The organism is Thioalkalivibrio sp. K90mix (genome assembly GCF_000025545.1).
GTDB lineage: Bacteria > Pseudomonadota > Gammaproteobacteria > Ectothiorhodospirales > Ectothiorhodospiraceae > Thioalkalivibrio.
The window spans coordinates 62,816-89,687 of record NC_013889.1; the positions used below are offsets into that span (position 1 = coordinate 62,816).

Here is a 26,872-nt window from a genome sequence, read left to right on the forward strand (position 1 = left end):
GGCAGGCGCGGGGCCGTGGCCCCAATCAAGACGACCCGCTCGGAATACCAGGCGGGTCGTTTTTTAGCCCAGGGCCTTGAAGATCTGGTCGCGGATGTCTTCCACCGATCCGGTTCCCTTGATGTGGACGTATTGCGGCGCGTCGGGCTCGCCGCTGTCCGCCCACTTCGAGTAGAAGTCCACCAGCGGGCGCGTCTGGCTGTGGTAGGCCTCGAGGCGCTTGCGCACCGTTTCTTCGTTGTCGTCTTCGCGCTGGATCAGGTCCTCGCCGGTGACGTCGTCCTTGCCTTCGACCTTCGGCGGATTGAATTCGACGTGATAGGTGCGGCCGGAGCCCGGATGTACCCGCCGTCCGCTCATGCGGCGGATCACCTCTTCGTCGGGGACATCCACCTCCACGACAAAGTCGAGCGGCACGTTCTGCTCCTTCAGGGCCTCGGCCTGCGGGATGGTGCGCGGGAAGCCATCGAACAGGAAGCCGGTGTCGCAGCAATCGGGCTGCTCCACGCGTTCCTTCACCAGGCCCAGGATGATGTCGTCGGAGACCAGGCCGCCAGCATCCATGACCTCTTTGGCCTTCAGACCCAGTGGGGTGCCTGCCTTGACGGCTGCACGCAGCATATCGCCGGTGGAGATCTGCGGGATGTTGTACTTCTCGCAGATGTACTGGGCCTGGGTGCCCTTGCCGGCGCCAGGCGCCCCCAACAGAATCAGTCGCATGCTCTCGCTCCTATGAGGAGTGGGTGGTTGTGCTATGGTCGCTGCAGACACTCCCGATCCGCGCAAGTTACAGTACAGGGGTTGTGGTTGTCGGTACAACCCTGCCCATCCTTATGTGACACCCGCCCCCTGCAAGGAGTCACCGACCGTTATGCAAGCCGGCCCCCGCGAGATCACCACGCCGTTTCGGCCCATCCCCCTGGATATCCCGGAGGGCATGAAACCGAACGAGTTCTTCAACAGCACCGAGAACCTCGCCGACCTGGTGAACAACAACGGGCTGCTGGTCAATCCGGAAAACCTCCTGCTCTACCGCAAGGCGCTGGGGCACAGCAACGAGTTCGACTGCTCTATCATCTACAACACCTCGCAGACCATCCTCGACCCGATGGGGCGCCCGGTGCGGCGCACCCAGGTGCCGGAGCCGGTGCGGCATGTCTGGAACCGGATGAACGGAGTGATCATCGAGTACATGCTGGAGCAGTACCCGGACCCGGCCGAGGCCCTGGTGCTGGCGGGCGAGGCCAGCCTGGACGCGACCTGGCCGCTGACCGCGCCCGGGGTGCCCAGTATCCGCATGCTGCACAACCATTTCATCGTCTTTCCGATGGCGACGCTGGCTGAAGCGCCGCTGGCCGATCCCGGTAACCCCAACCTGACCGATGGCGGCCAGCACAGCCTGTTCCAGGCCTATATGCGCGATGTCTACCGGGCCTTCTTTACCCGCGCCCTGGACCTGCAGATCCTGCGGCCGGCGCCCGATCACCAGGCCCGACTCGCGCTGACCGGCTACCCGCACGGCCTCCCGAGCTGGGAGATCCAGGGTGGGGTCGAGGCGTTGAAGGACATCCGCTTCTGGCGCGAATACGACGCGGTCCTGCAGGGCTTTCTGGACTTCTACCGCACCTTCTTCTCGCAGGTCTCCACCCGCAATGCCCCGATGCCCGAGGGCGTGCACTTCCCCGATGCGGTGGAGGAGGTCCTGCTGTTCAACAACGATTTCCTCAAGACCGCCAAGAAGGTGCGCGATCGCTGCTTCACCGACGCCAAGTACGCCCATGCGATCCGTTGGCAGCCGGCCTTCAAGCAGCTGATTTACCGCAACGACGAGGGCCGCTTGATCGTCACGATCAGTCAGAATTCGATCGGCAACGCGATCACTGAGCTGCTGGGGGTGGTGGTCAACCGGGTGCCGGACGCGGAGGCCTACGAGCACGTCGAACCGGCCCTGGTCGAGAAGTTGCTGGAGGTGCGCCGCCGCCTGGTAGAGCTCGATCTGGGTGAGGGGATCACGACCGAGGCCTGGTCGGCGGTCTGATCGGAGCGATTTGGGGCTGGGCCTCGAACCTGGATGGGCCGGGAGCGGTCAGGCCGCCCCCGGCTGTGTCCTCAGGCCACCGACTGGTAGTAGATGTTCTGCGGGTGGTTGGCCTGGGCGAAGAAGAACCAGCGCTCGGCGACCATGCCCAGATACTGGATCACGAACGCGGCGATCAGCAGGTTGACCGGGTCGATGCGGGCGACCAGCACGACCAGCAGCAGGATCGCCGGGACCACGAACGCACCCAGCAGGAAGATCCACTTCATCCCGCGCAGGAACGCGGCCGACATGTGGTGGAAGAATTCCCGCGTATTGAATGACCCGCCCATGAAGCCCTGGGACTTCTGCTGGATCTTCGGGTGCTTCACCCCGATCGCGGTTTGCAGCGTGGACTTCGACTTGATACGGGAGTTGCGCACCAGCGATGCGCTGCGGGTACCCAGTCCCAGAAGCGTCAGGACGATCGCGACCGTCGCCAGGAAGGCGACCAGCGGGACACCGGCCCAGGCCGCATAGGCGGCCGCCAGGGTGAAGCCGTTGGCGGCCCCCAGCACGGTGTAGTTGACCACGGTCAGCGGGGAGTGCCATTCCTGCAGGAACTTGATGCAGGCGTAGATCATCGCGGTCGTTACATACAGCACGATGGCCAGCAGCGCCCCGATGGCGCCAAGCACGACGGTCAGCAGGACGGGGACATCCCCGGCCAGCGTACCCAGGGCCGGGTTGAACCCGAACGCATGGGCCGCGCCGTACAGGAACACGACGCCCATGAACGCCGGGAGCACGATCACCTCGCGCGAGAGCCAAGAGGTGCGCCACTTGGTGGCGGTGCGCCAGGCGCGTTCCGGCCGCCCCAGGTGAAAGAATGAGGCGATCAGCCCAAGCACCAGGAAGGCCAGCGCGAGCGCGGAGCCCAGGGCCAGGAAGTCCGAACCCGGGGGCGGCAGCACGCCCAGCAGGCTCAGTGCCTCGGCACCGAACAGGCCGAGAAACAGGCCCTGGCCGGCGCCGATCAGGGTGGTGAGGAAAATGACCGAGAAGGCTGGATGCATAGTGTCTTCGTCCCTGTTTACCAGCTGGTGACGTCGTCGAGCGAGGGTTCGTCCTGCCCGGGCTTCGGCAACTGACTGTCGATCTTCAGCGGGTTGTCCGCGCGTTCGACCTCGTCTTCGCGGATGGTGAGCTGGGTCTTGCGCCGCGGCAGGTAGTGGTTGGCCGGCTTGGACCCCCATTCCGGCATCAGCTGGTAACCACCGGCCTCGCGGATGGCCTTCGAGACGACCGACTCGGGGTCATGGATATCGCCGTAGAGCCGCGCATTGGTCGGGCAGGCCCGCACGCAGGCCGGCTTGCGATCCCATTCCGGCAGCTCCTCGTTGTAGATGCGGTCCACGCACAGGGTGCACTTGGTCATCACCTTGCGTTCGGCATCCACCTCGCGCACGCCATAGGGGCAGGCCCAGGAGCAGTACTTGCAGCCGATGCACTTGTCGTAGTCGACCAGCACGATGCCGTCCGACTCGCGCTTGTAGGACGCCCCGGTCGGGCAGACCGGCACGCAGGGCGGCTCTTCGCAGTGCAGGCAGGACTTGGGAAAGTGCACCGTCTCGGTGTTCGGGTATTCACCCACCTCGAAACTCTGCACCCGGTTGAAGAAGGTGCCGGTGGGGTCCGCGTCGTAGGGGTTCTGGTCGACCAGTGGGCCGGCATCGCCGGAGGTGTTCCATTCCTTGCAACTGGTCACGCAGGCGTGGCAACCCACGCAGACGTTGAGATCGATGACGAGGGCGAGTTGGGTCATTTCTTGCCTCCTGGGGGAACGCTGCACAATGTGCGCACTCGCGCTCGAGTCGCTTTTGCGTGCGAACAAGGCGCGGCGACTGCCGTGCAGTCACTCTGCACAAGGGAGCCGCAACGCCGTGCGCATGCAAAAGCGGCCGAGCCCCTGCTTTTCAATGGTTTGTGGGGTTGGCGCCCCAGGTTCCCCGATCCAGCGTTGCGGCTCTTGCCGGTAGAACCACTACCGGCTGCGCACCGCGCCTTGTCTCGGAAAACCTGGGGTGCCAACGCGAGTGTGTACATTGTTCAGCGTTTCCCCAGGCCCGCAAAGAAGTTCAAAACACGTGCCCGTGTGGACTGGCCGGGGTACGGTTTGAGCGGCTTGAACTGGGGAGAGGTCTCCTGCGGCTCCCCTTCTTCGGCCTTGTAGATTCGTACGCGGACGTCATACCAGGCCGCCTGACCAGTCACCGGATCGGAGTTCGAGATCGGGCCGCTCTGCCCCGGCAGCTCCTCGGAGATCAGGTGGTTCAGCAGAAAGCCCTTGCGTGACTCGTTGGCGCCCGGGGTCAGGTTCCAGGCCCCCGCGGCCTTGCCGATCGCATTCCAGGTCCAGACGGTGCCGGGCTCGACAGCCTCCGAGTACTTGGCCATGCAGCGCACCCGGCCCCAGGGGCTTTCCGCCCAGATCCAGTCCTCGTCTTCGATGCCGGCGGCCCGCGCGGTGCGCGCGTTCACGTACAGCAGGTTGTGGGCGTGGATCTGGCGCAGCCAGGCGTTCTGGGAGTCCCAGGAGTGGTACATCGCCATCGGCCGCTGGGTGACGGCCGCCAGCGGGTAGGTGTGCTTGTCCGTGGACTGGTGTTCCAGCGGGTCATAGTAGAAGGGCAGCGGGTCGAAGAAGGTCTCGACGCGCTTGGCCAGGTGCGCCGGCGCCTTGCGCGTGGGCCCCTTGCCCTGGGCGGCGGCGCGGAACTTCATCAGCACCTCGGAGTAGAGGTGGATCAGCACGGGCTCGCCATAGCGCGTGATGCGGTTGCGCTGCGACCACTCCAGATAGCCCTTGTTCCAGTTACGCATGTACTGGTAGCTGCGCGGCAGTTCGTACTGGAAGACGCAGTTGTTCTTCGCGTACATCTCCCACTGGTTGGGGTTGGGTTCGCCACGCAGGGACTTTTCGCCGCCCTTGCCGCGCCAGCCGGCCAGGAAACCGATGCCGGAGCCCGGCTCGGTCTCGTAGTTGACCACGAAGTCCGGGTAGTCGCGGAACTTGCGATCGCCCTTCTCGTTCACGAAGGCCGGTAGCTTCAGGCGCGACCCGAGCTCGATCAGTACATCCTGGAAGGGCTTGCACTCGCCCTTGGGCGGCACCACCGGGATGCGCACCGAGTCCACCGGGCCGGTGAACTCGGAGATCGGGCGATCCAGCATCGACATTACGTCGTGGCGTTCCAGATAGGTGGTATCCGGCAGCACCAGGTCGGCAAACGCGGTCATCTCGGACTGGAAGGCATCCGCCACGACCAGGAACGGGATCTTGTATTCCCCGTTGTCGTCCTTGTCGTTCAACATCTTGCGGACCTCTTCCGTGTTCATGGTCGAGTTCCACGCCATGTTGGCCATGAAGATCAGCAGGGTGTCGATCGGGTAGGGGTCGCCGCGCCAGGCATTGGTGATCGCGTTGTGCATCATGCCGTGCACGGCCAGCGGGTACTCCCAGGAGAAGGCCTTGTCGAGTCGCACCGGCTCGCCCTTGTCGTCCACGAACAGGTCGTCCGGGCTGGCCGGCCAGCCGAGCACCATGCCGTCCAGCGGCTTGCCGGGCTGAACGCCCTCCGGCCCCTTCGGCGTGCGGGCGCAAGGCGGGATCGGACGCGGGAACGGGGCCTTGTGGCGGAAGCCACCGGGGCGATCGATCGTGCCCAGCAGCGACATCAGGATCGACAGCGAACGGATGGTGTGGAAGCCGTTCGAGTGTGCGGCCAGCCCGCGCATCGCATGGAAGGAGACCGGGTTGCCGGTCACCGACTCGTGCTCCACACCCCAGGAATCGGTCCAGGCGATCGGCAGCTCGATGCGCTGATCGCGCGCGGTCACGCCCATCTCGTGGGCCAGGCGGCGGATATCCTTGGCCGCTATGCCGGTGACGCGCTCGGCCCATTCCGGGGTGTACTCCGCGACCCGGTCCTGCAGCAGCTGGAACGAGGGCTTCGCCCGTGTCCCGTCGTCGAGTGTGAATTCTCCGAGCAGGTAAGGGTCGGCGCCCGGGGTGTGGGTGGCGACCGGGCGCCCGGTCTTGCGATCCCACCAGAGCTGGTTCTGCGCGTCGTAGCAGCCTTCTTCCGGCGGATCCTCGGTGCGCAGGAACATGCCGAACTCGTCCTGGTCCTCGTCCATGTTCACCAGCTGGCCGGCATTGCTGTAGCGGACCAGGAAGTCGCGGTCGTACAGGCCCTTGTTGATGATCTCGTGGATCAGGGCCAGCAGCAGGGCGCCATCGGTCCCCGGACGGATCGGGACCCATTCGTCGGCGATCGCGGAGTAGCCGGTGCGCACCGGATTGATGGAGATAAAGCGCCCGCCCTGGCGCTTGAACTTGGAGATCGCCACCTTCAGCGGGTTGGAGTGGTGGTCCTCCGCGGTGCCGATCATCACGAACAGCTTCGAGCGTTCCAGGTCGGGACCACCGAACTCCCAGAACGAGCCGCCGATCGTGTAGATCATGCCGGCGGCCATGTTCACCGAGCAGAAACCGCCGTGCGCGGCGTAGTTGGGGGTGCCGAACTGCTTGGCGAACAGCCCGGTCAGGGCCTGCATCTGGTCACGCCCGGTGAACAGCGCGAAGCGCTTCGGGTCGGTCTCGCGGATGTGCCCGAGGCGCTCGGCGAGGATCTCGAAGGTCTCCTCCCAGGAGATCGGCTCGAACTCGCCGTCGCCCCGCTCGGCGCCGGGCTTGCGCCGCAGGGGCTGGGTCAGCCGCGCCGGGGAGTGCTGTTTCATGATCCCGGAGGCGCCCTTGGCGCAGATCACGCCCTCGTTGATCGGGTGCTCGGGGTTGCCGTCGATGTACCGTACCTCCCCGTCGCGCAGGTGCACCCGGATGCCGCAGCGGCAGGCGCACATGTAACAGGTGGTGTTCTTGATTTCGTGCGACGGGGTCTGTGCCATAAATCGTCAACGCCTTGTAAGTTAGACAATCGCGATATACTGCAATACCCCTTACTTCGGTCGGGGTTACCCCCACTATGCAGTTCCGGGGTGCCCACCACAAGGGAGTCAAAGATGGATTCTGCGTGCTCGTTCGGATGCCTCGAATTGGGCCCGGGGGCAGGGCGGGGCGCGGCAGTGTTATCGTCCCGGCACTGGAATTTGGCAACAGAGGCCTGCGAACCCATGAAGGTATGCATTGTTTCCGACAGCCATGACCGCGGCCCGATGCTGGCCCGCGCGATCGAGGCCGGTATTGTCGAGGGCGCCGAGGCGGTCATCCACTGTGGCGACGTGATCGGCGGCAATACGCTGCGGGCCTCGCTGAAGCTGGGTGTGCCGATACACGCGGTGCATGGCAACAACCTGGGGGACCCGGTCGCGATCTCGCGCATCGCCCATCAGTCCAACGGCCTGCTGCACTACTACGGGCTGGATGCCACGATCACCCTGGGGGGGCGCCGCATCTTCGTCACGCACTACCCCCATTACGCCCATGCGATGGCATGCACGGGTGACTACGACCTGGTCTGCTGCGGCCACAGCCACGAGACCGAGATCCGTCAGCAGCCGCATGTGCAGGATGGCTCCACTTGGGTCGTGAATCCCGGCACGGTCGCGGGTCTCGGCGCGCCCGAGGCGACCTGGGCGCTGGGGGATCTCGACCGCATGTCGTTCGAGATCCGGCCAACGCCGGAAGAGGCAGCAGCCGGAATCGAGTGACCCATCGGGGTTCCCTGGCGCCTCCCCGGCGCTGCGCCGCCCCGCGGTTTCGTCAGACGGGACCCGCTTGTCAGCGCGCCCATCTCAGGGCATCGTCTAGGTTCCCACCCTGGATGGAGAAATGCGATGACCGCAGAATTCCCGCACAAGCCCCTGCCATCGAGCAAGGCAGCTCCCGGAACCGGGCTTCAGCAGGTAACCGACGAGGAACCGCGGGTTACGCTGGCCTCCTCCGCGTTGTGTGTGCTGACCGACTTCCGCCGAGTGCCGGTGGCCACAATTGGTCCCGACGCGACCCTCGGTCAGGCGACGGAGCAGATGATTGCCAGGGGTGTGCGGTTGCTGATCGTGGTCGACGACGCGCGGCAGGTGCGCGGGTTGATTACGGCTCGCGATACGCAGGGGGAGCGCCCGATCCAGATGGTGAATGAGCGTGGTCTGCGGCATGAGGACCTCCGGGTCCGTGACCTGATGGCGCCCCTGGATGATGTGGATCTTCTGGACATGCAACGGGTGATGCAGGCGGACGTTGGCGACATCATCGCAACCCTGAAGGACTGGGGGCGTCAGCATGCGCTCGTGGGCCAGACGGATCCGGCGACCGGCGAGACCCGCATCCGGGGCATGTTCTCGGCCACGCAGATTGGCCGCCAACTGGGCGTGTCGGTGCAGACCTTTGATGTCGCGCGGACCTTCGCCGAGATCCAGGCGGCATTGTCGAAGACCTACTGAGAACGCAAAAAGGTGGCGGGATCTCCCGCCACCTTTTCTGTTTCCGGGCTTTGACGCAGTCGAGCCCGGTTACTGATTGATGCTCTGGTAGTAGTCCATCAGGATCTCGGCCACCTCCGGGCGGGAAAACTCGGGCGGGGGTGCCTCGCCGCGGCCCAGCATCTCGCGCACCTTGGTGCCGGACAGGAGCACGAAGTCCTCCTTCGTGTGGTCGGGCGCATCACACATCATGACCACGCGGCCGAGCTTCTTCGAGAAGGCGGTGTGGTCCGCTCGGAAGATCTCGATCTCCAGTGCGTCGCTCGGGACCTCCGTGTCGAAGATGGTCTGGGCGTCGAACGGTCCGTAGTAGTCCCCAACCCCGGCGTGATCGCGCCCGATGATGAAGTGGGTCGCCCCCATGTTCTGCCGGAACAGCGCATGGAGCACGGCCTCCCGCGGCCCGGCATAAAGCATGTCGAAGCCGTACCCGGTGATCATCACGGTGTTCGGGGGGAAGTAGATCTCGGCCATCTTGCGAATGGCGGCGTCGCGCACCGGGGCCGGGATATCGCCGGGCTTCAGCTTGCCCAGCAGCATGTGGATCACCAGGCCATCGGCGCCCAGCTGGTCCAGTGCCATGCGGCATAGCTCCTCGTGAGCGCGGTGCATCGGGTTGCGGGTCTGGAAGGCCACCACCTTGTTCCAGCCGCGTTCCGCGATCTCGTTGCGGATCTCGACCGCAGTGCGGAAGGTGTCGGGGAAGTCATCCTGGAAATAGGAGAAGTGGAGCACCTGGATAGGGCCCGACACGCAGACGCGGCCCTCGCTGTTGAAGGCGGCCACCCCGGGGTGTTCCATGTCGGTCGTGCCGTAGACCTTCTGCGTCATGGTCTCCATCTGTTCGGGGGTGAACTCCTCGATGGCCTCGACTTCCTGGATGGCGAGTACCGGGTTCCCCTCCATGTTGGGATCGCGCAGGGCAATTCGCTTGGCCCCGCGGATGGCGTCGGCATTCTCCAACAGGTTTACCACCGGGACCGGGAAAAACAGGCCGCTGGTGGTCCGCATGTTCTCCGCGCAGTTCATCGCATCCGCGACATTCATGAAGCCGGTCAGGGGCGTGAAATAGCCCCCTCCCATCATCACGGCGTTGCCGGCGGCCGCCGAGCTGATCACCACGGAGGGGAGGCTTTCCGCCTCTTTCAGCAGGGCATGGTGTTGTTCGGGGTCGTAGACAAACAGGGGCTTCAGGGTGTCTGCACCGTGCGGTTTGATCATGGGGCTTTATCTCCTGCCGACGCTGGATGTGGGCTGCATGGATTGGGCGGATTATCCCGCCGGGTGTCGTGCTCGGGCCGCATGCGGCCAGCCCGTCTGGTGGCCGGGCGCGCTGCAAATCGACCCTGAACGTAGCACAAGATAGTCCATAAAGCGCCGGGTTACTTGACCCTCTGTCGGGCCGCGACCCCGGCAGGGCTGTGCAGATCAAGTGGTATCGGGGCTTGTAGCCCGGGGCTTAATGCCCCCGGTTCGCTCGGGCGGAATGCCCGCCGCTGCGCGCTTTGCGATTGTTCAGGGGGCTTGATGCGGGCTGCAAAGTAAAGACCGGCTGAAGGGTCGTTGGGGGTGGGCGCCCGTCTGCGGGCGACCTTGATAGATTAGCGTTTCCCTAAATTAGCATATCGACCCATACATTCCCCTTATGTCGAGGCAAGCAACTTTGATTTGAAGCGCAAGAACGATTTATCACAGACTCAGTGGGCCCATTGGACACTCGAGGAGGCCTGACGCCGTGATCACTAGCAATCCCTTTGCCGAACTGGCTGCGTTTATCCCACCAGCCGCAATGCAGGCGTATGTCGTGCTCATGGTCATCTTGGTGGCTGCTGGCACGATCCTCGACATGATGCACAAGAGGAGTGCCAAGTACTTTTTCGAGAACGCCAAGAAAGCCGAGAAGAACGCGACCCGTAGCGTGAGTGGTGGCGAAAAATTCTCGCTCGCGATGCAGACCATTGGGAAAGAGGTCATCACCTCTGGCGAATTCAAAAATCCGACGCGTCGTGCCTCCCATCTTTTCACCATGTGGGGCTTTATTGTTTTCGTCGTCTCTTCCGCCGTGCTGATTTTTGGCTACGCGGCCGAGCCTGCCGCCGGCGTGTGGCCGCTCCTGTGGCATCTGGGCGCCCTGTCGCTCGCCTTCGGTGGCTACTGGTTCTGGTTCTTCATTCGTGTCGATGTGAATTCCGAAGGCCGTCGCTGGTACCAGCTGGTCCGTGCCGATCTGTTCATCGTGTCGCTGCTGGCGATGTCGACGTTCGCCATCCTTTGGTCGCTGACCCAGGGCGCCGGTGCCCTCGGCTGGGTCTTCTTCGCGCTCTTCCTCGCGGCCACCACGACTCTGTTCGCAACGGTTTACTGGTCCAAGTTCGCGCACATGTTCTTCAAGCCCGCTGCGGCCTATCAGAAGCGCCTTACCCGGGCTGACGGTTCCGCCGAGAACCTCCCGACCCTCACGCGTGACGACCCCGAGCAACAGCAGCGCCACTCGATGGAGCTGTTGCGTGACGCGCCGATGGAGATGGGGAAGGGTATCCAGCGTGAAGCGCCCAACCACTACTAAAGCCATTTACCCGAACATCAGCATCGATCGAGGACTACCATGCCAACTTTCGTATACATGACCCGTTGCGATGGCTGTGGGTACTGCGTGGACATCTGCCCGTCAGACATCATGCATATCGACGAAACGACCCGTCGCGCCTACAACATCGAGCCCAACATGTGCTGGGAATGCTATTCCTGCGTGAAGGCCTGTCCGCACCACGCCATTGACGTGCGCGGCTACGCGGACTTCGCGCCACTGGGGCACAGCGTACGCGTCGACCGCGACGAAGAGCGCGGCACCATCGCCTGGAAGATCAAGTTCCGCGACGGCCGGGAAAAGAATTTCCTGTCGCCGATCACCACCAAACCCTGGGGCAAGCATATCCCGCAGCTGGCCGACGTGCCCGCGCCGGATCAGTCGATGCGGGACAGCCAGCTACTGTTCAACGAGCCCAAGTACATCCGCATGGATGAGGGGGATCTGCACACGCTGGAGGCCGCCGGTCTCAAACTGAAAGAAGGGGTGTACTACTGATGGCCTACAAGACAATCGTCGAAGACAACATCGACATCCTGGTCTGCGGCGCCGGGCTCGGTGGCACGGGCGCCGCCTGGGAAGCCCGGTTCTGGGGCCAGGACAAGAAGGTCGTGATTGCCGAAAAGGCCAACATCGACCGCTCCGGGGCCGTGGCCCAGGGCCTGTACGCGATCAACTGCTATATGGGCACCCGCTGGGGCGAAAACAACCCCGAGGACCACGTCCGCTACGCCCGTATCGACCTGATGGGCATGGTGCGCGAGGACCTGCTGTTCGACATGGCGCGGCACGTGGACTCCACCGTGCACCAGTTCGAGGAATGGGGCCTGCCGCTGATGCGCGATCCGAAGACGGGCGCCTACCAGCGTGAAGGCCGCTGGCAGATCATGATCCACGGCGAATCCTACAAGCCGATCGTGGCCGAGGCCGCCAAGAAGTCGGCCGATACGATCTACAACCGCATCTGCGTCACCCATCTGCTGATGGACGAGTCCAAGGAGAACCGGGTGGCCGGTGCCGTGGGCTTCAACGTTCGCACCGGTAACTATCACGTCTTCAAGTCGAAGACGGTGATCGTCGCCGCCGGCGGCGCCTCGATGATCTTCAAGCCGCGTTCCGTGGGCGAAGGTGCGGGCCGTGTGTGGTACGCGCCGTGGTCTTCCGGCTCGGCCTATGGTTTGCTGATCAACGCCGGTGCCAAGATGACCCAGATGGAAAACCGCATCGTGCTGGCCCGCTTCAAGGATGGCTACGGCCCGGTCGGTGCCTACTTCCTGCATCTGAAGACCCGCACGCAGAACTGCAACGGCGAAGAGTACGAGTCCAAGTGGTGGCCACAACTGCAGGAGATGGTCGGCAAGGAGTACCTGGATCCGGAGGCCTCCCACCGAACCCATCGCCCGATCCCGACCTGCCTGCGCAACCACGCATTCCTGAACGAGGTGAATGCCGGTCGTGGCCCGATCCACATGGTCACCATGGAGGCCTTCCAGGATCCGCACCTCGAAGAGGTGGGTTGGGAGAACTTCCTGGGCATGACCGTCGGCCAGGCCGTGCTGTGGGCCGCCACTGACGTCGACCCCAAGAACGAGAACCCCGAACTGACCACCTCGGAGCCCTACGTGATGGGTTCGCACGCCACGGGTTGCGGTGCCTGGTGCTCCGGTCCGGAGGACGTCTCCCCGCCCGAATATTTCTGGGGCTACAACCGCATGACCAGCGTCGAAGGCCTGTTCGGTGCCGGCGATGCCGTGGGCGGGACGCCACATGCGTTCTCCTCCGGTTCGTTCACCGAGGGCCGCCTGGCCGCGAAGGCCGCCTGCAAGTACATCGACGATGGCAAGGCCGATGGCATCCGCGTCTCCGATTCGCAGATCAACAAGCGCAAAGAGGAGATCTACAAGCCGCTGGAACACTACAAGATCTACCGCAACGAGGTCGTGGCCGGTTCGGTCAATCCGAACTACATCAACCCGCGCCAGGGTCTTGACCGCCTGCAGAAGCTGATGGACGAATACTGTGGCGGCGTGACGGTCAGCTACATGACCAACGAAAAGCTGCTCAACATCGGCCTGAAGAAGATGCACATCCTCGAAGAGGACCTGGACAAGCTGGCGGCGGAGGACATCCACGAATTGCTGCGCGCCTGGGAGCTGAAGCACCGCGTGCGCACGGCCGAGAGTGTCTTCCACCACACGCTGTTCCGCAAGGAAACCCGCTGGCCGGGTTACTACTACCGCGGCGACTACATGAAGCTCGACGACAAGAACTGGCATCACCTGACCGTCTCTCGTCGTGACCCGAAGACGGGCGAGTACACCATGGAGAAGGCGCCGTGCTATCACCTGGTCGACAAGGACGAGGCCCCGGCCGAGCCCGAGAAGGCGGAAGCCTAGGGTGCTAACGTGACGGGGTCGGCTGCGGCCCCGTCACCACGGCTGGCAAGCGGCGATGGCCAACGCGTTCGCGCGTTGGTCTTCTCTTTCAACCGTCACCCCCGGGGGTTTCAACATGACCAGTGCAGCTGAAGCACAGCCGATGCCGGAGACCTCGATGAACATCATCGATCACTCCGACGAGGAGATCCTGGAGATCGCCCACCCCATGTGGAACGATCTGATCAAATACTCGAACAAGGGCCAGTACGGCAAATTCGTCCGCCGGTTCTCCTACCACCTGCTGTTCGGCCTTAACGAGGTCGAGGTGGGCAAGCAATTCGCCCAGAGCGAGCTGACCCGCAACCTGAAGGAGGACTGGGATTTCCTCGGCATCATTCGCCGCGGCGAACATGTCACGGTCCTGTATCGGGTGCGCAGCACGAAGAAAGAAGGCGAGTGGCTCGGCCGCATGGTCCTCGGTTACGAGGAAGGCGAAGTGCGAATCTTCGGTGCGTCCATTTTCTAAGACAGCGGGACTTTGAATGACAGATGTAATCAAGGACAACAAGTACGTTGAGCTGAACTATCAGGTCATCGACGAGAAATCCGGCCAGGTCCTGACCGAGGTGGAGTTCCCGCTGGGCTATGTGCACGGTGTCAATGAGGTCCTGTCACCCAAGGTAATGGGCGAGCTTGAGGGCAAGGCGCAGGGCGAAACCATCGAGGTCCCCATCGATTGCAATGCGCTGTACGGCCCGCGCGACGAGTCTCTGGTGATCACGGAAGCGATCGAAAACGTGCCAGAGGAATACCGCAAGCTCGGTACGGCGATCCTGATGGAAAACGATCGTGGCCAGACCAAGAGTTTTCTGGTCACGCGGCTCGACGACAAGACGATCACCATCGATGGCAATAACCCGCTGTGTGGTCGGCAGGTGATTTTCAAGCTGAATGTGTTGTTGGTGCGTGATGCCACTGCGGACGAAATCGAGCATGGTGGCAAGGTGGAGTCGGGCCCGGAAATCGACAGCGGACGAGCGGTGCCCATCGAGTGATGGAGCCCGTTCACCCGGCCTTTCAATAAGTCTGGGGAGTGAGACCCGTATCTCCCATCCCCTCTTTTTCATCGAAGCGAGGTGAATAAACCATGAGCCAGGATACCGAGAAGAAACACCCGCAGGTCCCCGACGGCAAGTCCCGTTACCTGGTGACCCGCCAGATGCCGCCCAACGAAAAGGGCTTCGTCGGTTACGAGACGATCTGGGAGTCCTTCCAGAAAGAGGCGGAGTACACCACGCCGAAGCGTCCCTGACGCCGGGGTAGCCGATAGCCGCGCCTTCGGTACTGGGGCGCCTTGCCGTCCGCTTGCGATGTTCATCGCCGGCGGACGTTTTTGTTTTTGCAGGGCAGGGCCGGCCTGAGCATGGGCGCTCGAACGGCCGCCTGAAACTGCGGCCTCTCCCTACGAGGGGGCGCGTTCCGGCCCCTCGGGCGGCTCCTGCAACTCCGGCGGCCTTCCCGGCTGGGCCATGCGGTCCGGGTTGGCCCAGCGCATCAGGGCGAGGGCCAGCAAAATGGTGGGGATGCCAATGAGGGCGGAGCTCACAAAGAACCAGAACCAGCCCAAGTGCTCGGCAAACACCCCGGTAAAGCCGGCCAGGAACTGACCCGGGAGGGTCATGATCGAGCTGAACAGGGCGTACTGGGTCGCGGTGTAAGCCGAGTTGGTCAGGCTGGACAGGTAGGCGATGAACACCGAGATTGCCATCCCGCCGGAGAGGTTGTCCGCCATGATCGCGAACACCAGGCCGTAGATTTCCGGGCCCAGGGTGGCAAGCCAGGAGAACGTCAGGTTGGTGGCCGGGGCCAGGATGGCGGTCGCGATCAGCATGCGCATGATCCCGAATCGGACGACCAGCAGGCCGCCCAGCGCGGCCCCGGTCAGGGTCATCGCCAGGCCGAAGGCGGCGGCGATGTTGGCAATCTCGTCCTTGGTGAAGCCCAGGTCGAGATAGAACGGATTGGCCATCACCCCCATGAAGATGTCGCTGATGCGGAAGATCGCGATGAACGCGATCACCACCAGCGCAATTCGCCCGAAGCGCTGCCAGAAATCCACGAACGGACACACCACCGCGCCGATGAACCAGGCCTTGAAGTCGCGCCAGAGTCCGGTGTCGGAGGTGTTGTTGATGTAATGCACCACGCGCTCTTCCAGTTGCGCGGTCTTTGCGTCGCGCGGCGCGACCTCCGGCTCGCGCACGATCAGGGTGCAGACCACCCCCACCAGCATCAGTGCCGCCATCGCCATATAGGACAGGCTCCAGCTGCCGGCGGCCGCAATATGCAGGGCCCCCGCCCCGGCCGTCAGTAAAGCCACGCGATACCCGAAGACATAGGCGGCTGCCATGGCGCCCTGGCGCTCCTGGCTGACCGCCTCGATACGGTAGGCATCGATTGCGATGTCCTGGGTGGCGGCGCCAAAGGCGGTCAGTACCGCCCAGACCGCAACCAGCCAGAGCTGTTCGGTGGGGTCGGTGAAGGCGATCCCGAACAGCCCCAGCATGATGGTCGCCTGCGCCGCCAGCATCCACGCGCGCCGTCGCCCGAAGATCCGGGTCAGCAGCGGCAGTCGCATCCGGTCCACGATCGGGGCCCACAGCACCTTGATGCTGTAGGCCATGCCCACCCAGGAGAGGAAACCTATGGAGGCCAGTTCGACCCCGAGGTCGCGTAGCCAGGCGGTGAAGGTGCCGCCCGTCAGCAGTAGCGGAAGCCCGGCGGCAAAGCCGAGGAACAGCATGCCCACCACCCGCGGATGGCGGTAGACGGACAGTGCCTCGCGCCAGTCGCGGTTCGGCCGATTCTGCGACTCGGCAGCTGTGCTCACGAAGGTGCCCGCAGATGACGATCAGGGGGTGTAGTCATAGTCGATCCAGAACGGGGCGTGATCGGAGTAGCGGTCGTCCGTATGGATGTACGGGTCCCGCGCGGTTTCTGCGATGCCGGGGGTGGCGATCTGGTAATCGATACGCCAGCCCACGTTTTTCGCCCAGGCCTGGCCGCGATTGGACCACCAGGTGTATTGCTCGGGCCGGTCGTCCAGTCGCCGGAAAACATCCACCATCCCGATCTCGTCGAACAAGTGATCGAGCCAGGCGCGCTCCTCGGGCAGGAAGCCGGAGTTTTTCTGGTTGGATTTCCAGTTGCGCAGGTCGATCTCCTTGTGGGCAATGTTCCAGTCGCCGCAGATCACCCACTCGCGCCCGTCCTGCATGCGCTCGGCCAGCCACGGCCGGAAGAAATCCAGAAACCGCCACTTGGAATCCTGCCGGTGATCCCCCGAGGAGCCCGAAGGCAGGTATAGCGACACCACGGACAGATCCCCGAAGCGCATCTCGACGTAGCGACCCTCGTTGTCCGCTTCTTCGAAGCCGATGCGAGTAATGACCTCGTCCGGCTGGCGCCGGCTGTACAGGGCGACCCCGCTATAGCCGGGTTTCACCGCGTCCACATAGGCGCTGTGATAGCCGGGGGGATGGAAAGGCTCGCCCTGAATCTGGTGGATCTGGGCCTTGGTCTCCTGGATGCAGACCACGTCGGCCTCGGTCTTCGGGAGCCAGTCGAAGAAGCCCTTGCGGGCGGCGGCACGGATGCCGTTGGCGTTCATCGAGAGTATGCGCATGGCCGGGAACGATACCGGCGCGCGCGCGTACAGGAAAGGGCCGGCGTGATGAATCCCGCCGTGCCTGTGTCAGAATACGGCGTTTTCCGACCGGAGCCCCGCGATGACCGCCCATGCCTTTCTCGACTATGCCCTGGAACGCGACGTCCTGCGCTTTGGCGAGTTCACACTGAAGTCGGGGCGGACAAGCCCGTATTTCTTCAATGCCGGCCTGTTCAACCGGGGCTCCGATCTCGTGCGCCTGGGCGAGTTCTACGCGCAGGCCATCGTCGATTCCGGCGTCGCCTTCGATCTGGTGTTTGGCCCGGCGTACAAGGGCATCCCGCTGGCCGCGGCCGTCACCGAGGCGCTCTACCGCGACCACGACATGGATCGCCCCTGGGCCTTCAACCGCAAGGAGGCCAAGGATCATGGCGAGGGCGGCAACATCGTGGGGGCACCGCTGGCCGGGCGCGTGCTGATCGTGGACGACGTGATCACCGCCGGCACGGCCATCCGTGAATCGGTGGAGCTGATCCGCGCGGCGGGCGCCACGCCGGTGGCGGTGGCCATTGCCCTGGATCGCGAAGAGCGTGGCCGTGGCGCGCGCTCGGCGATCCAGGAGGTCGAGGACGAACTGGGCCTGGAGGTCGTGCGCGTGGCCCGGCTGGGGGACCTGGTGCAGATGCTGGAGCAGACCGGCCGCGCCCCCGAGCACCTCGAGGCCCTGCGCGCCTACCGCTCCGAATACGGCGTCTGACCGGCTCAGGAAGCGCCGTCTTCCGAGTGCCCCAGCCGCTCCAGGCGGCGCTGCAGTTCCAGGGCCCGCAGGCGGTATCCGCGTGCGGCCTCGAACTCCGGGTCCAGCTCCAGCGCCTCGTCCCAAAGGGCGATTGCCTCTTCCAGGTCCTGGTTGCGGTAACGCCGGATCGCGGCCGAATGTAGCTCTTCCTTGCGTTGCTCGCGCAGTTCCTCGCGCGCGTCCCGGGCCGCATCGCGCCCGGAGTCGGCCTCCAGCGCCCGGTCATAGGCGGTCAGTGCGGCGCCGGTGTCGTCCGCATCGCGTGCCTGGTTCCCGCGTTGCTCCCAGTACCGCCCCTCCACTTCGTGCTCCAGCGCCGCCAGCCGTCGGCCCCAGCGGCCGTTACCGCTCTGCTCGCGCGCGTGCTGGAGCCCTTCTCGCGCCTCCGCATACCGGCCGGCTTCCAGGTCGGCCTCGATGGCGCGCAGGTAGGCATCCTCGTCGTCCTGCCCGCCCAGGGCCGCCAATTGCTCGTCGAGTGTTTCCCTATCGGCGGTGCTCGCCTCGCGCGGGGCGGTTTCCGGGATGCGCAGGCGCTGCCCTGCCAGTAGCCGCGACGGCCGCTCGATGTCGTTGTAACGCGCCAGGATCAGGAAACGATTGGCGTCGCCGAGATACCGCCGGGCCAGCTGTCCCAGCGTTTCGCCAGACTCTACCGTATGTTCGAACGATGCCTCGCCAAGTTCTTCGACCGGGTCCGCATCCAGCTGCGCGCGCAGACTGCGGGCAACCCGGTGCTCGGGCTCGCCTTCGAGAAACCGGTCCAGTGCCCGATCGGCGTGTTCCGTGTCCCCTTCCTGCAGGGCCTCGATGATCTCCGCGATGGTCAGGTCTTCCGCTGGCGCGGGGCCTTCTGCAGCGGACTCTTCTGACGCCTCGGTGAGCGGTTCCTTTCCGTTGACTCCGAGCATTGCGCAACCGGTCAGCAAGGCAACGAGGGGCAATACGGTCCCGACAACAAGACGCATTGTGTTCAGTCCAGAGGCCAGAAGAGGATTGCAAGGACGGCGAGCAGTAGCAGGGCCCCCAGTAGCGTCGGCCGGATGGCGGCAAGCAGGTGGTGGCGATCCGGCGTGTCCACACCTTGTGCACGCCAGGCGGCGATGGCCACATTGTCGCCATGCCCGCCGCCGCGCTGTGCCGCGAGGGCGGCCGCCTTGGTACAGGCGGCCTGAAACCCCGGCTGGCCCATCCATCGAGCACTTTCCTCGGGGCTCAGCTGTTCCCAGTACCCATCGGAGCACAGCAGGAAGCGGCTGTCGGGTGTCAGCGGGGTCTCGCCATGGTCCACCCGTACCGGATCCACTACACCCAGGGCCTGCAGGAGCTGGTTCTGTTCGGGGTGGGTTGCCATATCTTCTTCGCGGATCTCGCCGGCATCCAGCAGCGCCTGCACCCGCGTGTGGTCCCGTGTGCGGGTGACCAGGCGCCCCCCTTCGAAGTGATACAGACGGCTGTCGCCGCAGTGGGCCCACCAGGCCCGCTCCGGCCCGACATACAGCGCCACCAGCGTGGTCCCGGGCTGGTCGCCGGCTGCCGCGCCGGGGTTGTACAGGGCGGCCTGCGTCTCGCGAAAGAGACGCTCCAGGAGTGCCGCCGGGTCCTCCGGGCGACCGTCACATTCGTTCCACAGGCGCTCGGCGGTGGCGATCGCCATTCGGGCCGCCTGTGCGCCGTCTGCGTGCCCGCCCATGCCATCCGCGACGACCAGCAACGCGCAGCGGGCACCCGGGCAGGCCCATACACCGGCTGCGTCCTGCTGCTCGCGCCGCCCGCCGATTTCCTGGGCTACTGCGGTCTCCATCCCCTGTCCCCGCACCTGACTCCGAAACCATCATGGCCCAGGCGGCGGGTCGCTGTCAGCGCGCGTGGGTATTTCCTACCCGGTGGCGCCGATCCAGAAGTCGATGGAGCGGCCGAGGAAGTCGTCCCAGGTCATGTAGTGGGAGCCGTCGCAGGAGAAGGTCAGGCTGACCATGCCATTGAACAGGTTCACCGAGGCCGAGCGCAGGTAGATGGTCTCGTCGGCAAAGCGCAGGGCCTTGAGCCCTTCGAGCACGCGGCCCATGGCCTCCTTCGGGATCAGCGCTTCCTCCGGGTAGGGCTCGTGGGGGAAGGCGAGGCAGACATCGGGGTCGGCCAGCGACTCGTGGGTCAGGATGCGGTAGCGGTAGGGGTCCTCGGTGGTCCAGAGCGTCGCTCGAGAGCTGGAGAAATGGAACACACCCTGAAATACGCCGCGCTCGGTGAACAGTTCCTCCAGGATGGCCAGCGCGGTGTCGATGTGCTGGTCCATCAGACTCTCGGTGCGGCTCTGCAGGAACAGCGTCCCGCGGATCGACGGGTCGCCCTTGATCTGGCGCCACTCATTGGGTTCTTCGTAAAGATCCTCCGACAGGTCCGGCAGGTTGCGCAGGTCGAAGTCCGCACCCAGGAACCCGAGTGCCGTGCCGTTCTCGTCGCGTACCAGCTGTAGTGCGGTGAGCGACGGGCGCCGCCCGAGCAGGCTGATGTAGGCCTCTGACAGCAGAAAGCCCGCAGCCGGCACCGCCTCCTTCATGTAAGGACGCTGCGAGCGGTCGCGCCCGAAGTGCTCCGGCAGCACCCCGCTGCGCGAGATGTTGTCCGAGAGCTGGATGCCCTCGGTGTTCAGGGCATAGACAAATGTGGCTTCCGGGATCTGCCGGATCGCCTCTTCCAGGATCGAATCCAGTGCCTCGCGTCGTGGCCAGGCCGTGCTTATACGGGCGGCGATTTCGGCCAGCGGCTCCTGTAGCCGGGCTTCCAGATACTCGCGCTGGTGCTCGATGGCTTTTTTCAGTTCCGTCATGGTGCGCTGTCGTCTCTTTTCGGTGCGACGTGATTATCTCTGATCGCGCATGTCGCTGTCGTGAAGCCAATCCGGTTGGCCGTTCGGGCTCCCCCTTTTGTTGAGCATGAAGCGTGCCGATTAACCAATCTTCCGTGATCGGCCATCCGGTCCACAGTTCGGTGATGGAGGTCGTCGAACCAATGAGGTTTGTCCGGGCCGTTTCTGCGCGCCGGGTATTCTCTCTGGTGCTGCCGCCCCTTTTCGCGCGAGGCTGATTCTCGTGATCCACTCCCCGTTGGAGCAACCATGCATATTCATCTTGATACTACGGACCTGATGACCCGCGTGCGCCTCGAATCCCGCTGGCGTTCGGCCGGGGCCACGGTCACCAGTGGCGATGGGGCCGAGCGCCCCGATCTGGTGGTGATCGACCTGGCGGCCCGCGACGTGGACACCGTGGCCACCTGGCGCGAACGCTGTCCGGATGCCGCCATCCTGGCCTTCGGCCCGCACGTGGAAGGCGCGATGCTCAAGGCCGCCCGCCAGGCGGGTGCCGACGAGGTCGTCGTGCGCGGCAAGGTTGCCGATCGCGTGAGCCGCCGAATCGAAGGCTCCGCGGCACCGTAACGGTGCCCCGTCTGAGCGGGCTCGGTACAGGCCCCGAGGAAGGACCGGGCGAGCGCCCGACATGCGGGGCGGTTGTGTCATGGTCTGGGCGGCGTATGCTGGCCTAGGGAGACGCTGATTGAATCGCACGTCCGCGTTGGCGCCCCCTGTTTTCCGGGACAAGGCGCGTCGTGCAGCGGGTAGTGGTTCTACCCGCCCGTTTTTGATCGATTCGGGGCGCAACGCCGGATCGGGGAACAGGGGGCGCCAACCCCACAAGCCATTGAAAGCAGCGGCTCGGCCGCCCGTTGTTATCAGAAACGGGCGTGGGAACGGCGTTGCGGCTCCTTTGTGCAGCATGACTGCACGACAGTCACCGCGCCTTGTTCGCACGCAAAAGCGACTCGAGCGCGGACGCGCGACTCAATCAGCGTTTCCCTAGGGAAACGCTGATCAATGGGCCTGCATCCGGCTCCGTGCCCCGCCGAAGCGTTTTTGGAAGGGCACTGGGGCCATTACGGCCGGCCTGGGCCCCTGTAACCGCCGTTTTTGGCGGTTACAGGGGCGATTTCCGGTCCTGCGGACACACTACCCCTGCGGCAGCAGCCCCCATTGTCGCGCACGGTACAGGTTCGCCAGGGCGAACAGGCTGTGCAGCTGCGCGGTGTTCTTCTTGAGGCCGCGGTAGCGCACCTTGCGATATCCGAACAGGTTCTTCACCACATGGAACGGATGCTCCACGATCGAACGCAACTGAGCCTTGTGCCGTTCAGCGGCGCGCACCTGATCGCGTTCGGGGCCCTCTGGCATCGCGCGTACCGTGCCGCGCTTGCGCGCGATGTGCGTCTCCGGACGATGGCCTTCCAGTCGCTTCTCCGCACCGATGTAGCCGGCATCGCCATGCAGGCTCGCTTCCTCGCCGTGGAGCAGTTCCGGCACCTGCGAGACGTCCGAGACATTCGCAGCGGTACCCTTCACGGTATGAACCAGGCCGGTGACGACATCGGCCCCGATATGCGCCTTCATCCCGAAGTACCACTGGTTGCCTTTCCTCGCCTGGTGCATCTCTGGATCGCGCGCCTTCTCCCGGTTCTTGGTCGACGGCGGGGCCGCGATCAGGGTGGCGTCCACCACTGTGCCCTCGCGCAACATCAGTCCCCGCTGCTGCAGATGGGCGTTGATCCGGTCGAAGATCACCTGGGTCAGGTTGTGCTGCTCCAGCAGCCGGCGGAACTGCAGCAGGGTCGTGGCATCCGGGGCGTCTTCGCGGCTCAGGTCGATCCCGACAAAGCTCCGGATCGCCTGGCTGTCGTACACCGCGTCCTCGATCCCTTCGTCCGACAGGTTGAAGCACTGCTGGGCCACGTACATCCGCAGCATCCGTTCCAGACCAATCGGCGGACGACCCCGCTTCCCCTTCGGGTAGTGCGGCTCGATCGCCTCCACCAGCGCCGCCCAGGGCGTGATCGCATCGATCTCCCCCAGAAAGCGGTCGCGCCGCGTCTGCTTACGCTTGGCGGAATACTCGAGATCGGAAAAGCTGCGCTGGGACATCGGCCATCACCTCGGGCAGGAAACCTGGCGCCATTATCCCAAACCCGCCAGGTGGGCGGGACCCACGGCGGAATAAATCAGTGTTTCCCTAGGGGAAAAGGGAGGGCGTGTATGCGCTTAATGAGTCTGTGGCTGGCCGGTCTGGTCCTGGTCTGGCCGATCGTCGCCAGCGCGGATGAGGCGTGGCCGCCGGGATTCGTGGCGGCCCGCGACGTGGTGCCGGGGTTGGTCGAGGAGATCCGCTATTTCGGCGAAGACAACTTCGTCGGCGAGCCCATTGACGGCTATGAGGCGCCGGTTTGCATCCTTACCGTCCCGGCTGCCGAGGCGCTGGCCGGGGTGCAGGAACGCCTGAAGCCGTTTGGGCTCGGGATCAAGGTGTTTGACTGTTACCGCCCCCAGCAGGCGGTGGACCATTTCGTGCGCTGGGCGGCGGACCCGGACGCAACGGAGATGCAGGAGCGCTATTACCCGAACGTGCCCAAGGACGAGTTGTTCGAGCGCGGCTATATCGCGGAGCAGTCCACCCATTCGCGCGGCTCCACGGTCGATGTCACCCTCGTTGATCGCGAAACCGGCAGCGAGCTGGACATGGGGACCGACTTCGACCGCTTCAGTCCGCGCTCCTGGCCGGACGCGGCCGATGCCACACCACAGCAGCGCGCGAACCGCGTCCTGCTACAGCGCCTGATGGTGGAGGCGGGCTTCGAGCCCTACGCCCAGGAGTGGTGGCACTTCACGCTGGCCAACGAACCCTTCCCTGAGACTTCGTTCGACTTCCCCGTGGCTCACCCGCCCCGCGACTGACGGGGCGATTGGAGAAGACGCCGACAGGCCCTGCAACATGGGACGTTCTGTGTGAACCGTGGACCGATCCCTTCGTCCCGGTCCTTCGTCAATCGCGGCCATGCTACGACCCGCTGGCAGCCTGTTGCATACAACAAGAAAGGAAATGATTAATGGGCCTGGGTGTTGGACTGGTGGTGCTGGCAGCCTTCTTCTGGGGGCTGTCCGGCGGGATCGGCGGGATCCTGATGGCCGAGGGCTGGGATGCCTTCGTGGTCTCGTTCTACCGCGGGGCCATCGGCCTGCTGTTCGTGCTGATCTGGCTCGCCTGGCGTCCGGGCGGCAGCGGGCTGGGCAGCGGCAAGATGTGGTTCTGGTCGGCCGTGGCCGGGCTGGGCGTGGCCGGCAACTTCGCGTTCTACTTTCTCAGCATCGCGCATGGCAGTGTCGCGGTCGCCGCTACATTGATGTACTGCGCCCCGGTGTTCGTCTACATCATCTCGTTTGCCCTGAGACTGGAATCCCCGACCACGCTCAAGCTGGTGGCCATCGCGATGGTCATGGTCGGCATCGTGCTGCTCACCCAGATTTACGACACCGGGGCGGGCGGCGTGACGCTGATCGGCGCCGGGGCCGGCCTGCTGGCGGGCTTGTCCTACGCGATCTTTATCTTCGGCTTCAAGTACGCCGGCCAGCACGGCAGCCCGCAGGCGATCCTCGCGATTGCCTTCGGCGTGCTGGTCATCCTGCTGATGCTGCCGGGCGACAATACGCAGATGGCCAGCGTACTGACCACCACCGACTGGCCGCTGTTCCTGGCCCTCGGCATTTTCGGCGCTGGCCTGTCGTTCGCCTTCTATATCAACGGGCTGCGGACCACAGCACCGGCCGTCGCCTCGATCGTCGCGATGATCGAGCCGGTCACCGCCACGCTCTTCGGCGTCGCGATCCTGAACGAAAGCCTAACCCTGATTCAGATCATCGGCATGGCCCTCATCCTCGTCACGGTTACCGCCCTCAGCGTCTCCTCGCGCGCGACCCCACCTCCGGTCCCGGAGCGGAGTCGCGACGACAACTAGCGATCGGTTTGCTGGATCCGTTATATGCTGGGCCAGAGCCACAGCCGCACATGAGGATGCAATGAAGGTTGCCGTTTTCAGTATCCAGCAGCACGATCACGAACATCTCGTGCCGGGCCTGACGGCCGCCGGGATGGAGCCGGTGGTATATGCCGAGCGCCTGACCGAGGAAACCATCCATCTGGCCGCGGGCGTCGATGCGGTCTGCGTTTTCACCAACGACGACCTCAAGCGGGGCGTGATTGACGGGCTGGCGGACCAGGGGATTCAAGTGATCGCGCTGCGTTGCTCCGGTTACGACAATCTGGATGTGGGGCGCGCGCGCGAACGCGGCGTGCGAGTGGGGCGGGTTCCTGCGTATTCCCCGAATGCGGTCGCGGAGCACGCGGTCGCCTTATTGCTGACGCTGAACCGCAGCGTGCACCGGGCCTGGGACCGGACCCGGCGTGGCGATTTCCGGCTCGACCACCTGACGGGCTTTGACCTGGTCGGGCGCACCGTGGGTGTGGTGGGCACCGGGCGGATCGGCCAGGTCTTCGCGCGGATCATGCTCGGCTTTGGCTGCCGCGTGCTTGCGCACGACCCGTACCCGAATGCGGAGCTGCAGGCCGTGGGGGTGGAGTATCGGGACCTGGATACGCTGCTGGCGGAGTCCTCGGTGGTGAGCCTGAGCTGTCCGATGACGCCGGAGAACCGGCACATGATCAATGCCGACACTCTCGCGCGGATGCCGCGCGGGGCCTTTCTGATCAATACCGCACGCGGAGCACTGGTGGATACCGATGCCGCCGAGATCGCGCTGGACTCGGGTCAGCTGGGCGGATTCGCGCTGGATGTCTACGAGGCAGAGGCGGGGCTGTTCTTCCGCGACTGGTCGCTGGCCGGTCTGCCGGACCGGCGCCTGGCGCGCCTGATGCAGCGCGACGATGTGCTGGTCACCGGCCACCAGGCCTTCCTGACCCACGAGGCGCTGACCAACATCGCCGACACCACCGTGAGCAACCTGACCACTCTGCATCAGGACCCGGACGCGCAGCCCGAAGGCCGTGTCGTCTGATTCGATTGCGACTTGCCCCGGGACGCATATACCCCGGGGCAAGTCGCTTTCCATGCTTTTCTAGAACAAGGCGCTTTCGGCCTCCTGGTAGGCCATATTCGCATTGCGTGGCGCCAGGTCGTCGAAATCGGCCAGGTCCTGCCAGGGCGAAGCATCGAAGGAGCGGATGGCCGATTGCATGTCGGTGCCCATGTCCGCCGCCTCAAACATGTGGTCCCACAGCGCGCGCAGGTAATCGTGGGTCGCGTGGTCGAAGGTCGACAGTGCGCCCGGTTTCCCGTGGCCCGGGATGAACTTCGCATCCGCGTACTCATCCCGCAGGAGTTCGTAGGCCTGGAGCCAGCCTTCCATGCTGCCGTCGGGCAGGATGGCCAGCAGGCGACCGCTATAGAGCACGTCGCCGGCGAACACGACATTATCGGGCTCGACCACCGCGATCAGACTGCCGTGGGTGTGAGCGCTGCCCACATGGCGCACCGTCAGGGTCACGCCGCCAAGGTCCAGCTCTTCGCGATCCTCGACCGTCACGTTCGGTGGTTCGGGGTGTTCGGTGGAGCCTTCCGGCCGATCCAGCGCGTTCTCGAGCTGCATGGCGAACATCGAGGCGTTCCCTTGCATGCGGTCGACGGCCTCGGGGGCGGCCAGGATGTCGGCGCCAGCCTCGCGGAAGACGTCATTGCCCATGAAGCGATGCGGCTGCGAGTTCGTGTTGATCACGTAGCGTACCGGCTTGTCCGTTGTGGCGCGGATATGCTCCAGCATCTCTTGGGCCATCTCCGGGGTGTGGCCGGAATCGATCACGGCCACGGCGTCTTCGCCGACCACGTAACCCAGGTTCATACGAAAGCCCTGGTTTTCGGTATCGGGCCCGCCGTACGGCCCGATCCAGGCATGGGCATGGTCCGAGACGGCTTCGGGTTCCGGCAGGATGGGGGCCTCCTTGGCCGCGAGCATCGGGCTTAGAACAAAAGCCGCCAGGGCCAGAACGAGCTGGGCCCTGTTTCGCGCGTTTTTAAGCATGTCACG

General features: G+C 64.6%; 27 protein-coding genes. 14 read left to right on the forward strand and 13 right to left on the reverse strand.

What is annotated here, in order from left to right:
- Nucleotides 1–63: 63 nt before the first annotated feature.
- Nucleotides 64–720, reverse strand: a complete 657-nt coding sequence (gene adk, locus TK90_RS00270; RefSeq protein ID WP_012981471.1) for an adenylate kinase — start codon at nucleotides 718–720, stop codon at nucleotides 64–66.
- Nucleotides 721–871: 151 nt separating this feature from the next.
- Between adk and TK90_RS00275 the strand changes: the two genes are divergently transcribed.
- Nucleotides 872–2,038 carry a hypothetical protein gene (locus TK90_RS00275; protein ID WP_012981472.1) on the forward strand — a complete coding sequence of 389 codons (1,167 nt, stop codon included), beginning with the start codon at nucleotides 872–874 and terminating at the stop codon, nucleotides 2,036–2,038.
- A gap of 71 nt (nucleotides 2,039–2,109) precedes the next feature.
- Here the strand turns inward: TK90_RS00275 and TK90_RS00280 are convergent, their stop codons facing one another.
- The 3 genes from TK90_RS00280 to TK90_RS00290 form a co-directional block, all read right to left on the reverse strand.
- Nucleotides 2,110–3,093: a DmsC/YnfH family molybdoenzyme membrane anchor subunit gene (locus tag TK90_RS00280; RefSeq protein WP_012981473.1), complete on the reverse strand. Its 984-nt coding sequence runs from the start codon at nucleotides 3,091–3,093 to the stop codon at nucleotides 2,110–2,112.
- A gap of 17 nt (nucleotides 3,094–3,110) precedes the next feature.
- Complete coding sequence (locus TK90_RS00285) at nucleotides 3,111–3,842, reverse strand: 4Fe-4S dicluster domain-containing protein (RefSeq protein ID WP_012981474.1); 732 nt, start codon at nucleotides 3,840–3,842, stop codon at nucleotides 3,111–3,113.
- A gap of 284 nt (nucleotides 3,843–4,126) precedes the next feature.
- Nucleotides 4,127–6,988, reverse strand: coding sequence for a molybdopterin oxidoreductase family protein (locus TK90_RS00290; protein ID WP_012981475.1), 2,862 nt, complete (start codon nucleotides 6,986–6,988; stop codon nucleotides 4,127–4,129).
- A gap of 225 nt (nucleotides 6,989–7,213) precedes the next feature.
- On the opposite strand from TK90_RS00290, the gene TK90_RS00295 reads away from it, so the two are divergent.
- Nucleotides 7,214–7,750 carry a metallophosphoesterase family protein gene (locus tag TK90_RS00295; protein ID WP_012981476.1) on the forward strand — a complete coding sequence of 179 codons (537 nt, stop codon included), beginning with the start codon at nucleotides 7,214–7,216 and terminating at the stop codon, nucleotides 7,748–7,750.
- 126 nt (nucleotides 7,751–7,876) lie between these two features.
- Nucleotides 7,877–8,482, forward strand: a complete 606-nt coding sequence (locus TK90_RS00300; protein WP_012981477.1) for a CBS domain-containing protein — start codon at nucleotides 7,877–7,879, stop codon at nucleotides 8,480–8,482.
- 69 nt (nucleotides 8,483–8,551) lie between these two features.
- On the opposite strand, the gene sat is transcribed toward TK90_RS00300, so the two are convergent.
- Nucleotides 8,552–9,742: a sulfate adenylyltransferase gene (gene sat / locus TK90_RS00305; protein WP_012981478.1), complete on the reverse strand. Its 1,191-nt coding sequence runs from the start codon at nucleotides 9,740–9,742 to the stop codon at nucleotides 8,552–8,554.
- A 568-nt stretch (nucleotides 9,743–10,310) separates the two neighbouring features.
- Here sat and TK90_RS00310 point away from each other — a divergent pair.
- From TK90_RS00310 to aprA, 3 genes are read left to right on the forward strand one after another with little or no spacing between them, the layout of a single operon-like run.
- Nucleotides 10,311–11,087 (forward strand): hypothetical protein, encoded by a 777-nt coding sequence (locus tag TK90_RS00310; RefSeq protein ID WP_017925623.1) that lies wholly within the window; start codon nucleotides 10,311–10,313, stop codon nucleotides 11,085–11,087.
- Between the two features lie 39 nt (nucleotides 11,088–11,126).
- A complete protein-coding gene (gene aprB, locus TK90_RS00315) occupies nucleotides 11,127–11,606 on the forward strand; it encodes an adenylyl-sulfate reductase subunit beta (RefSeq protein ID WP_012981480.1) in 480 nt (159 codons plus the stop codon).
- Entirely contained in the window at nucleotides 11,606–13,504 is a 1,899-nt protein-coding gene (aprA, locus tag TK90_RS00320) for an adenylyl-sulfate reductase subunit alpha (protein WP_012981481.1), read from the forward strand. The genes aprB and aprA overlap by 1 nt, the downstream gene beginning before the upstream one ends.
- A gap of 33 nt (nucleotides 13,505–13,537) precedes the next feature.
- Here the strand turns inward: aprA and TK90_RS15435 are convergent, their stop codons facing one another.
- Nucleotides 13,538–13,672: a hypothetical protein gene (locus TK90_RS15435; RefSeq protein WP_256364837.1), complete on the reverse strand. Its 135-nt coding sequence runs from the start codon at nucleotides 13,670–13,672 to the stop codon at nucleotides 13,538–13,540.
- Here TK90_RS15435 and TK90_RS00325 point away from each other — a divergent pair.
- The 3 genes from TK90_RS00325 to TK90_RS15210 all read left to right on the forward strand — a co-directional run bounded on the left by TK90_RS00325 (nucleotide 13,662) and on the right by TK90_RS15210 (nucleotide 14,798).
- Entirely contained in the window at nucleotides 13,662–14,012 is a 351-nt protein-coding gene (locus tag TK90_RS00325; RefSeq protein ID WP_012981482.1) for a hypothetical protein, read from the forward strand. The two genes, TK90_RS15435 and TK90_RS00325, sit on opposite strands and share 11 nt — an antisense overlap.
- 16 nt (nucleotides 14,013–14,028) lie before the next feature.
- Complete coding sequence (locus TK90_RS00330) at nucleotides 14,029–14,541, forward strand: peptidylprolyl isomerase (protein WP_012981483.1); 513 nt, start codon at nucleotides 14,029–14,031, stop codon at nucleotides 14,539–14,541.
- A gap of 92 nt (nucleotides 14,542–14,633) precedes the next feature.
- Nucleotides 14,634–14,798, forward strand: coding sequence for a hypothetical protein (locus TK90_RS15210; protein WP_012981484.1), 165 nt, complete (start codon nucleotides 14,634–14,636; stop codon nucleotides 14,796–14,798).
- A 150-nt stretch (nucleotides 14,799–14,948) separates the two neighbouring features.
- On the opposite strand, the gene TK90_RS00335 is transcribed toward TK90_RS15210, so the two are convergent.
- On the reverse strand, nucleotides 14,949–16,376 hold the full coding sequence (locus TK90_RS00335) for an AmpG family muropeptide MFS transporter (RefSeq protein ID WP_012981485.1): 1,428 nt from the start codon (nucleotides 16,374–16,376) through the stop codon (nucleotides 14,949–14,951).
- Nucleotides 16,377–16,397: 21 nt separating this feature from the next.
- Nucleotides 16,398–17,171: an exodeoxyribonuclease III gene (locus tag TK90_RS00340; protein WP_012981486.1), complete on the reverse strand. Its 774-nt coding sequence runs from the start codon at nucleotides 17,169–17,171 to the stop codon at nucleotides 16,398–16,400.
- A gap of 103 nt (nucleotides 17,172–17,274) precedes the next feature.
- Here TK90_RS00340 and pyrE point away from each other — a divergent pair, with 103 nt between their 5' ends.
- Nucleotides 17,275–17,910 (forward strand): orotate phosphoribosyltransferase, encoded by a 636-nt coding sequence (pyrE, locus tag TK90_RS00345; RefSeq protein ID WP_012981487.1) that lies wholly within the window; start codon nucleotides 17,275–17,277, stop codon nucleotides 17,908–17,910.
- A 5-nt stretch (nucleotides 17,911–17,915) separates the two neighbouring features.
- On the opposite strand, the gene TK90_RS00350 is transcribed toward pyrE, so the two are convergent.
- The 3 genes from TK90_RS00350 to TK90_RS00360 form a co-directional block, all read right to left on the reverse strand.
- Nucleotides 17,916–18,863, reverse strand: coding sequence for a LysM domain-containing protein (locus TK90_RS00350; protein WP_041444103.1), 948 nt, complete (start codon nucleotides 18,861–18,863; stop codon nucleotides 17,916–17,918).
- A gap of 62 nt (nucleotides 18,864–18,925) precedes the next feature.
- Nucleotides 18,926–19,756, reverse strand: coding sequence for a PP2C family serine/threonine-protein phosphatase (locus tag TK90_RS00355; RefSeq protein ID WP_012981489.1), 831 nt, complete (start codon nucleotides 19,754–19,756; stop codon nucleotides 18,926–18,928).
- 75 nt (nucleotides 19,757–19,831) lie between these two features.
- Nucleotides 19,832–20,782 carry a PDC sensor domain-containing protein gene (locus tag TK90_RS00360; RefSeq protein WP_012981490.1) on the reverse strand — a complete coding sequence of 317 codons (951 nt, stop codon included), beginning with the start codon at nucleotides 20,780–20,782 and terminating at the stop codon, nucleotides 19,832–19,834.
- Between the two features lie 288 nt (nucleotides 20,783–21,070).
- Between TK90_RS00360 and TK90_RS00365 the strand changes: the two genes are divergently transcribed.
- Nucleotides 21,071–21,391, forward strand: a complete 321-nt coding sequence (locus tag TK90_RS00365; protein WP_012981491.1) for a hypothetical protein — start codon at nucleotides 21,071–21,073, stop codon at nucleotides 21,389–21,391.
- Nucleotides 21,392–21,958: 567 nt separating this feature from the next.
- On the opposite strand, the gene TK90_RS00370 is transcribed toward TK90_RS00365, so the two are convergent.
- Entirely contained in the window at nucleotides 21,959–22,924 is a 966-nt protein-coding gene (locus tag TK90_RS00370; RefSeq protein WP_012981492.1) for an IS5 family transposase, read from the reverse strand.
- A 111-nt stretch (nucleotides 22,925–23,035) separates the two neighbouring features.
- On the opposite strand from TK90_RS00370, the gene TK90_RS00375 reads away from it, so the two are divergent.
- The 3 genes from TK90_RS00375 (at nucleotide 23,036) to TK90_RS00385 (ending at nucleotide 25,846) form a co-directional block, all read left to right on the forward strand.
- On the forward strand, nucleotides 23,036–23,731 hold the full coding sequence (locus TK90_RS00375) for a M15 family metallopeptidase (RefSeq protein ID WP_012981493.1): 696 nt from the start codon (nucleotides 23,036–23,038) through the stop codon (nucleotides 23,729–23,731).
- A gap of 152 nt (nucleotides 23,732–23,883) precedes the next feature.
- On the forward strand, nucleotides 23,884–24,789 hold the full coding sequence (locus TK90_RS00380; protein WP_012981494.1) for a DMT family transporter: 906 nt from the start codon (nucleotides 23,884–23,886) through the stop codon (nucleotides 24,787–24,789).
- A gap of 61 nt (nucleotides 24,790–24,850) precedes the next feature.
- On the forward strand, nucleotides 24,851–25,846 hold the full coding sequence (locus tag TK90_RS00385) for a 2-hydroxyacid dehydrogenase (RefSeq protein WP_012981495.1): 996 nt from the start codon (nucleotides 24,851–24,853) through the stop codon (nucleotides 25,844–25,846).
- A gap of 60 nt (nucleotides 25,847–25,906) precedes the next feature.
- Here the strand turns inward: TK90_RS00385 and TK90_RS00390 are convergent, their stop codons facing one another.
- Complete coding sequence (locus tag TK90_RS00390) at nucleotides 25,907–26,866, reverse strand: MBL fold metallo-hydrolase (RefSeq protein WP_012981496.1); 960 nt, start codon at nucleotides 26,864–26,866, stop codon at nucleotides 25,907–25,909.
- Between the last annotated feature and the right edge of the window lie 6 nt (nucleotides 26,867–26,872).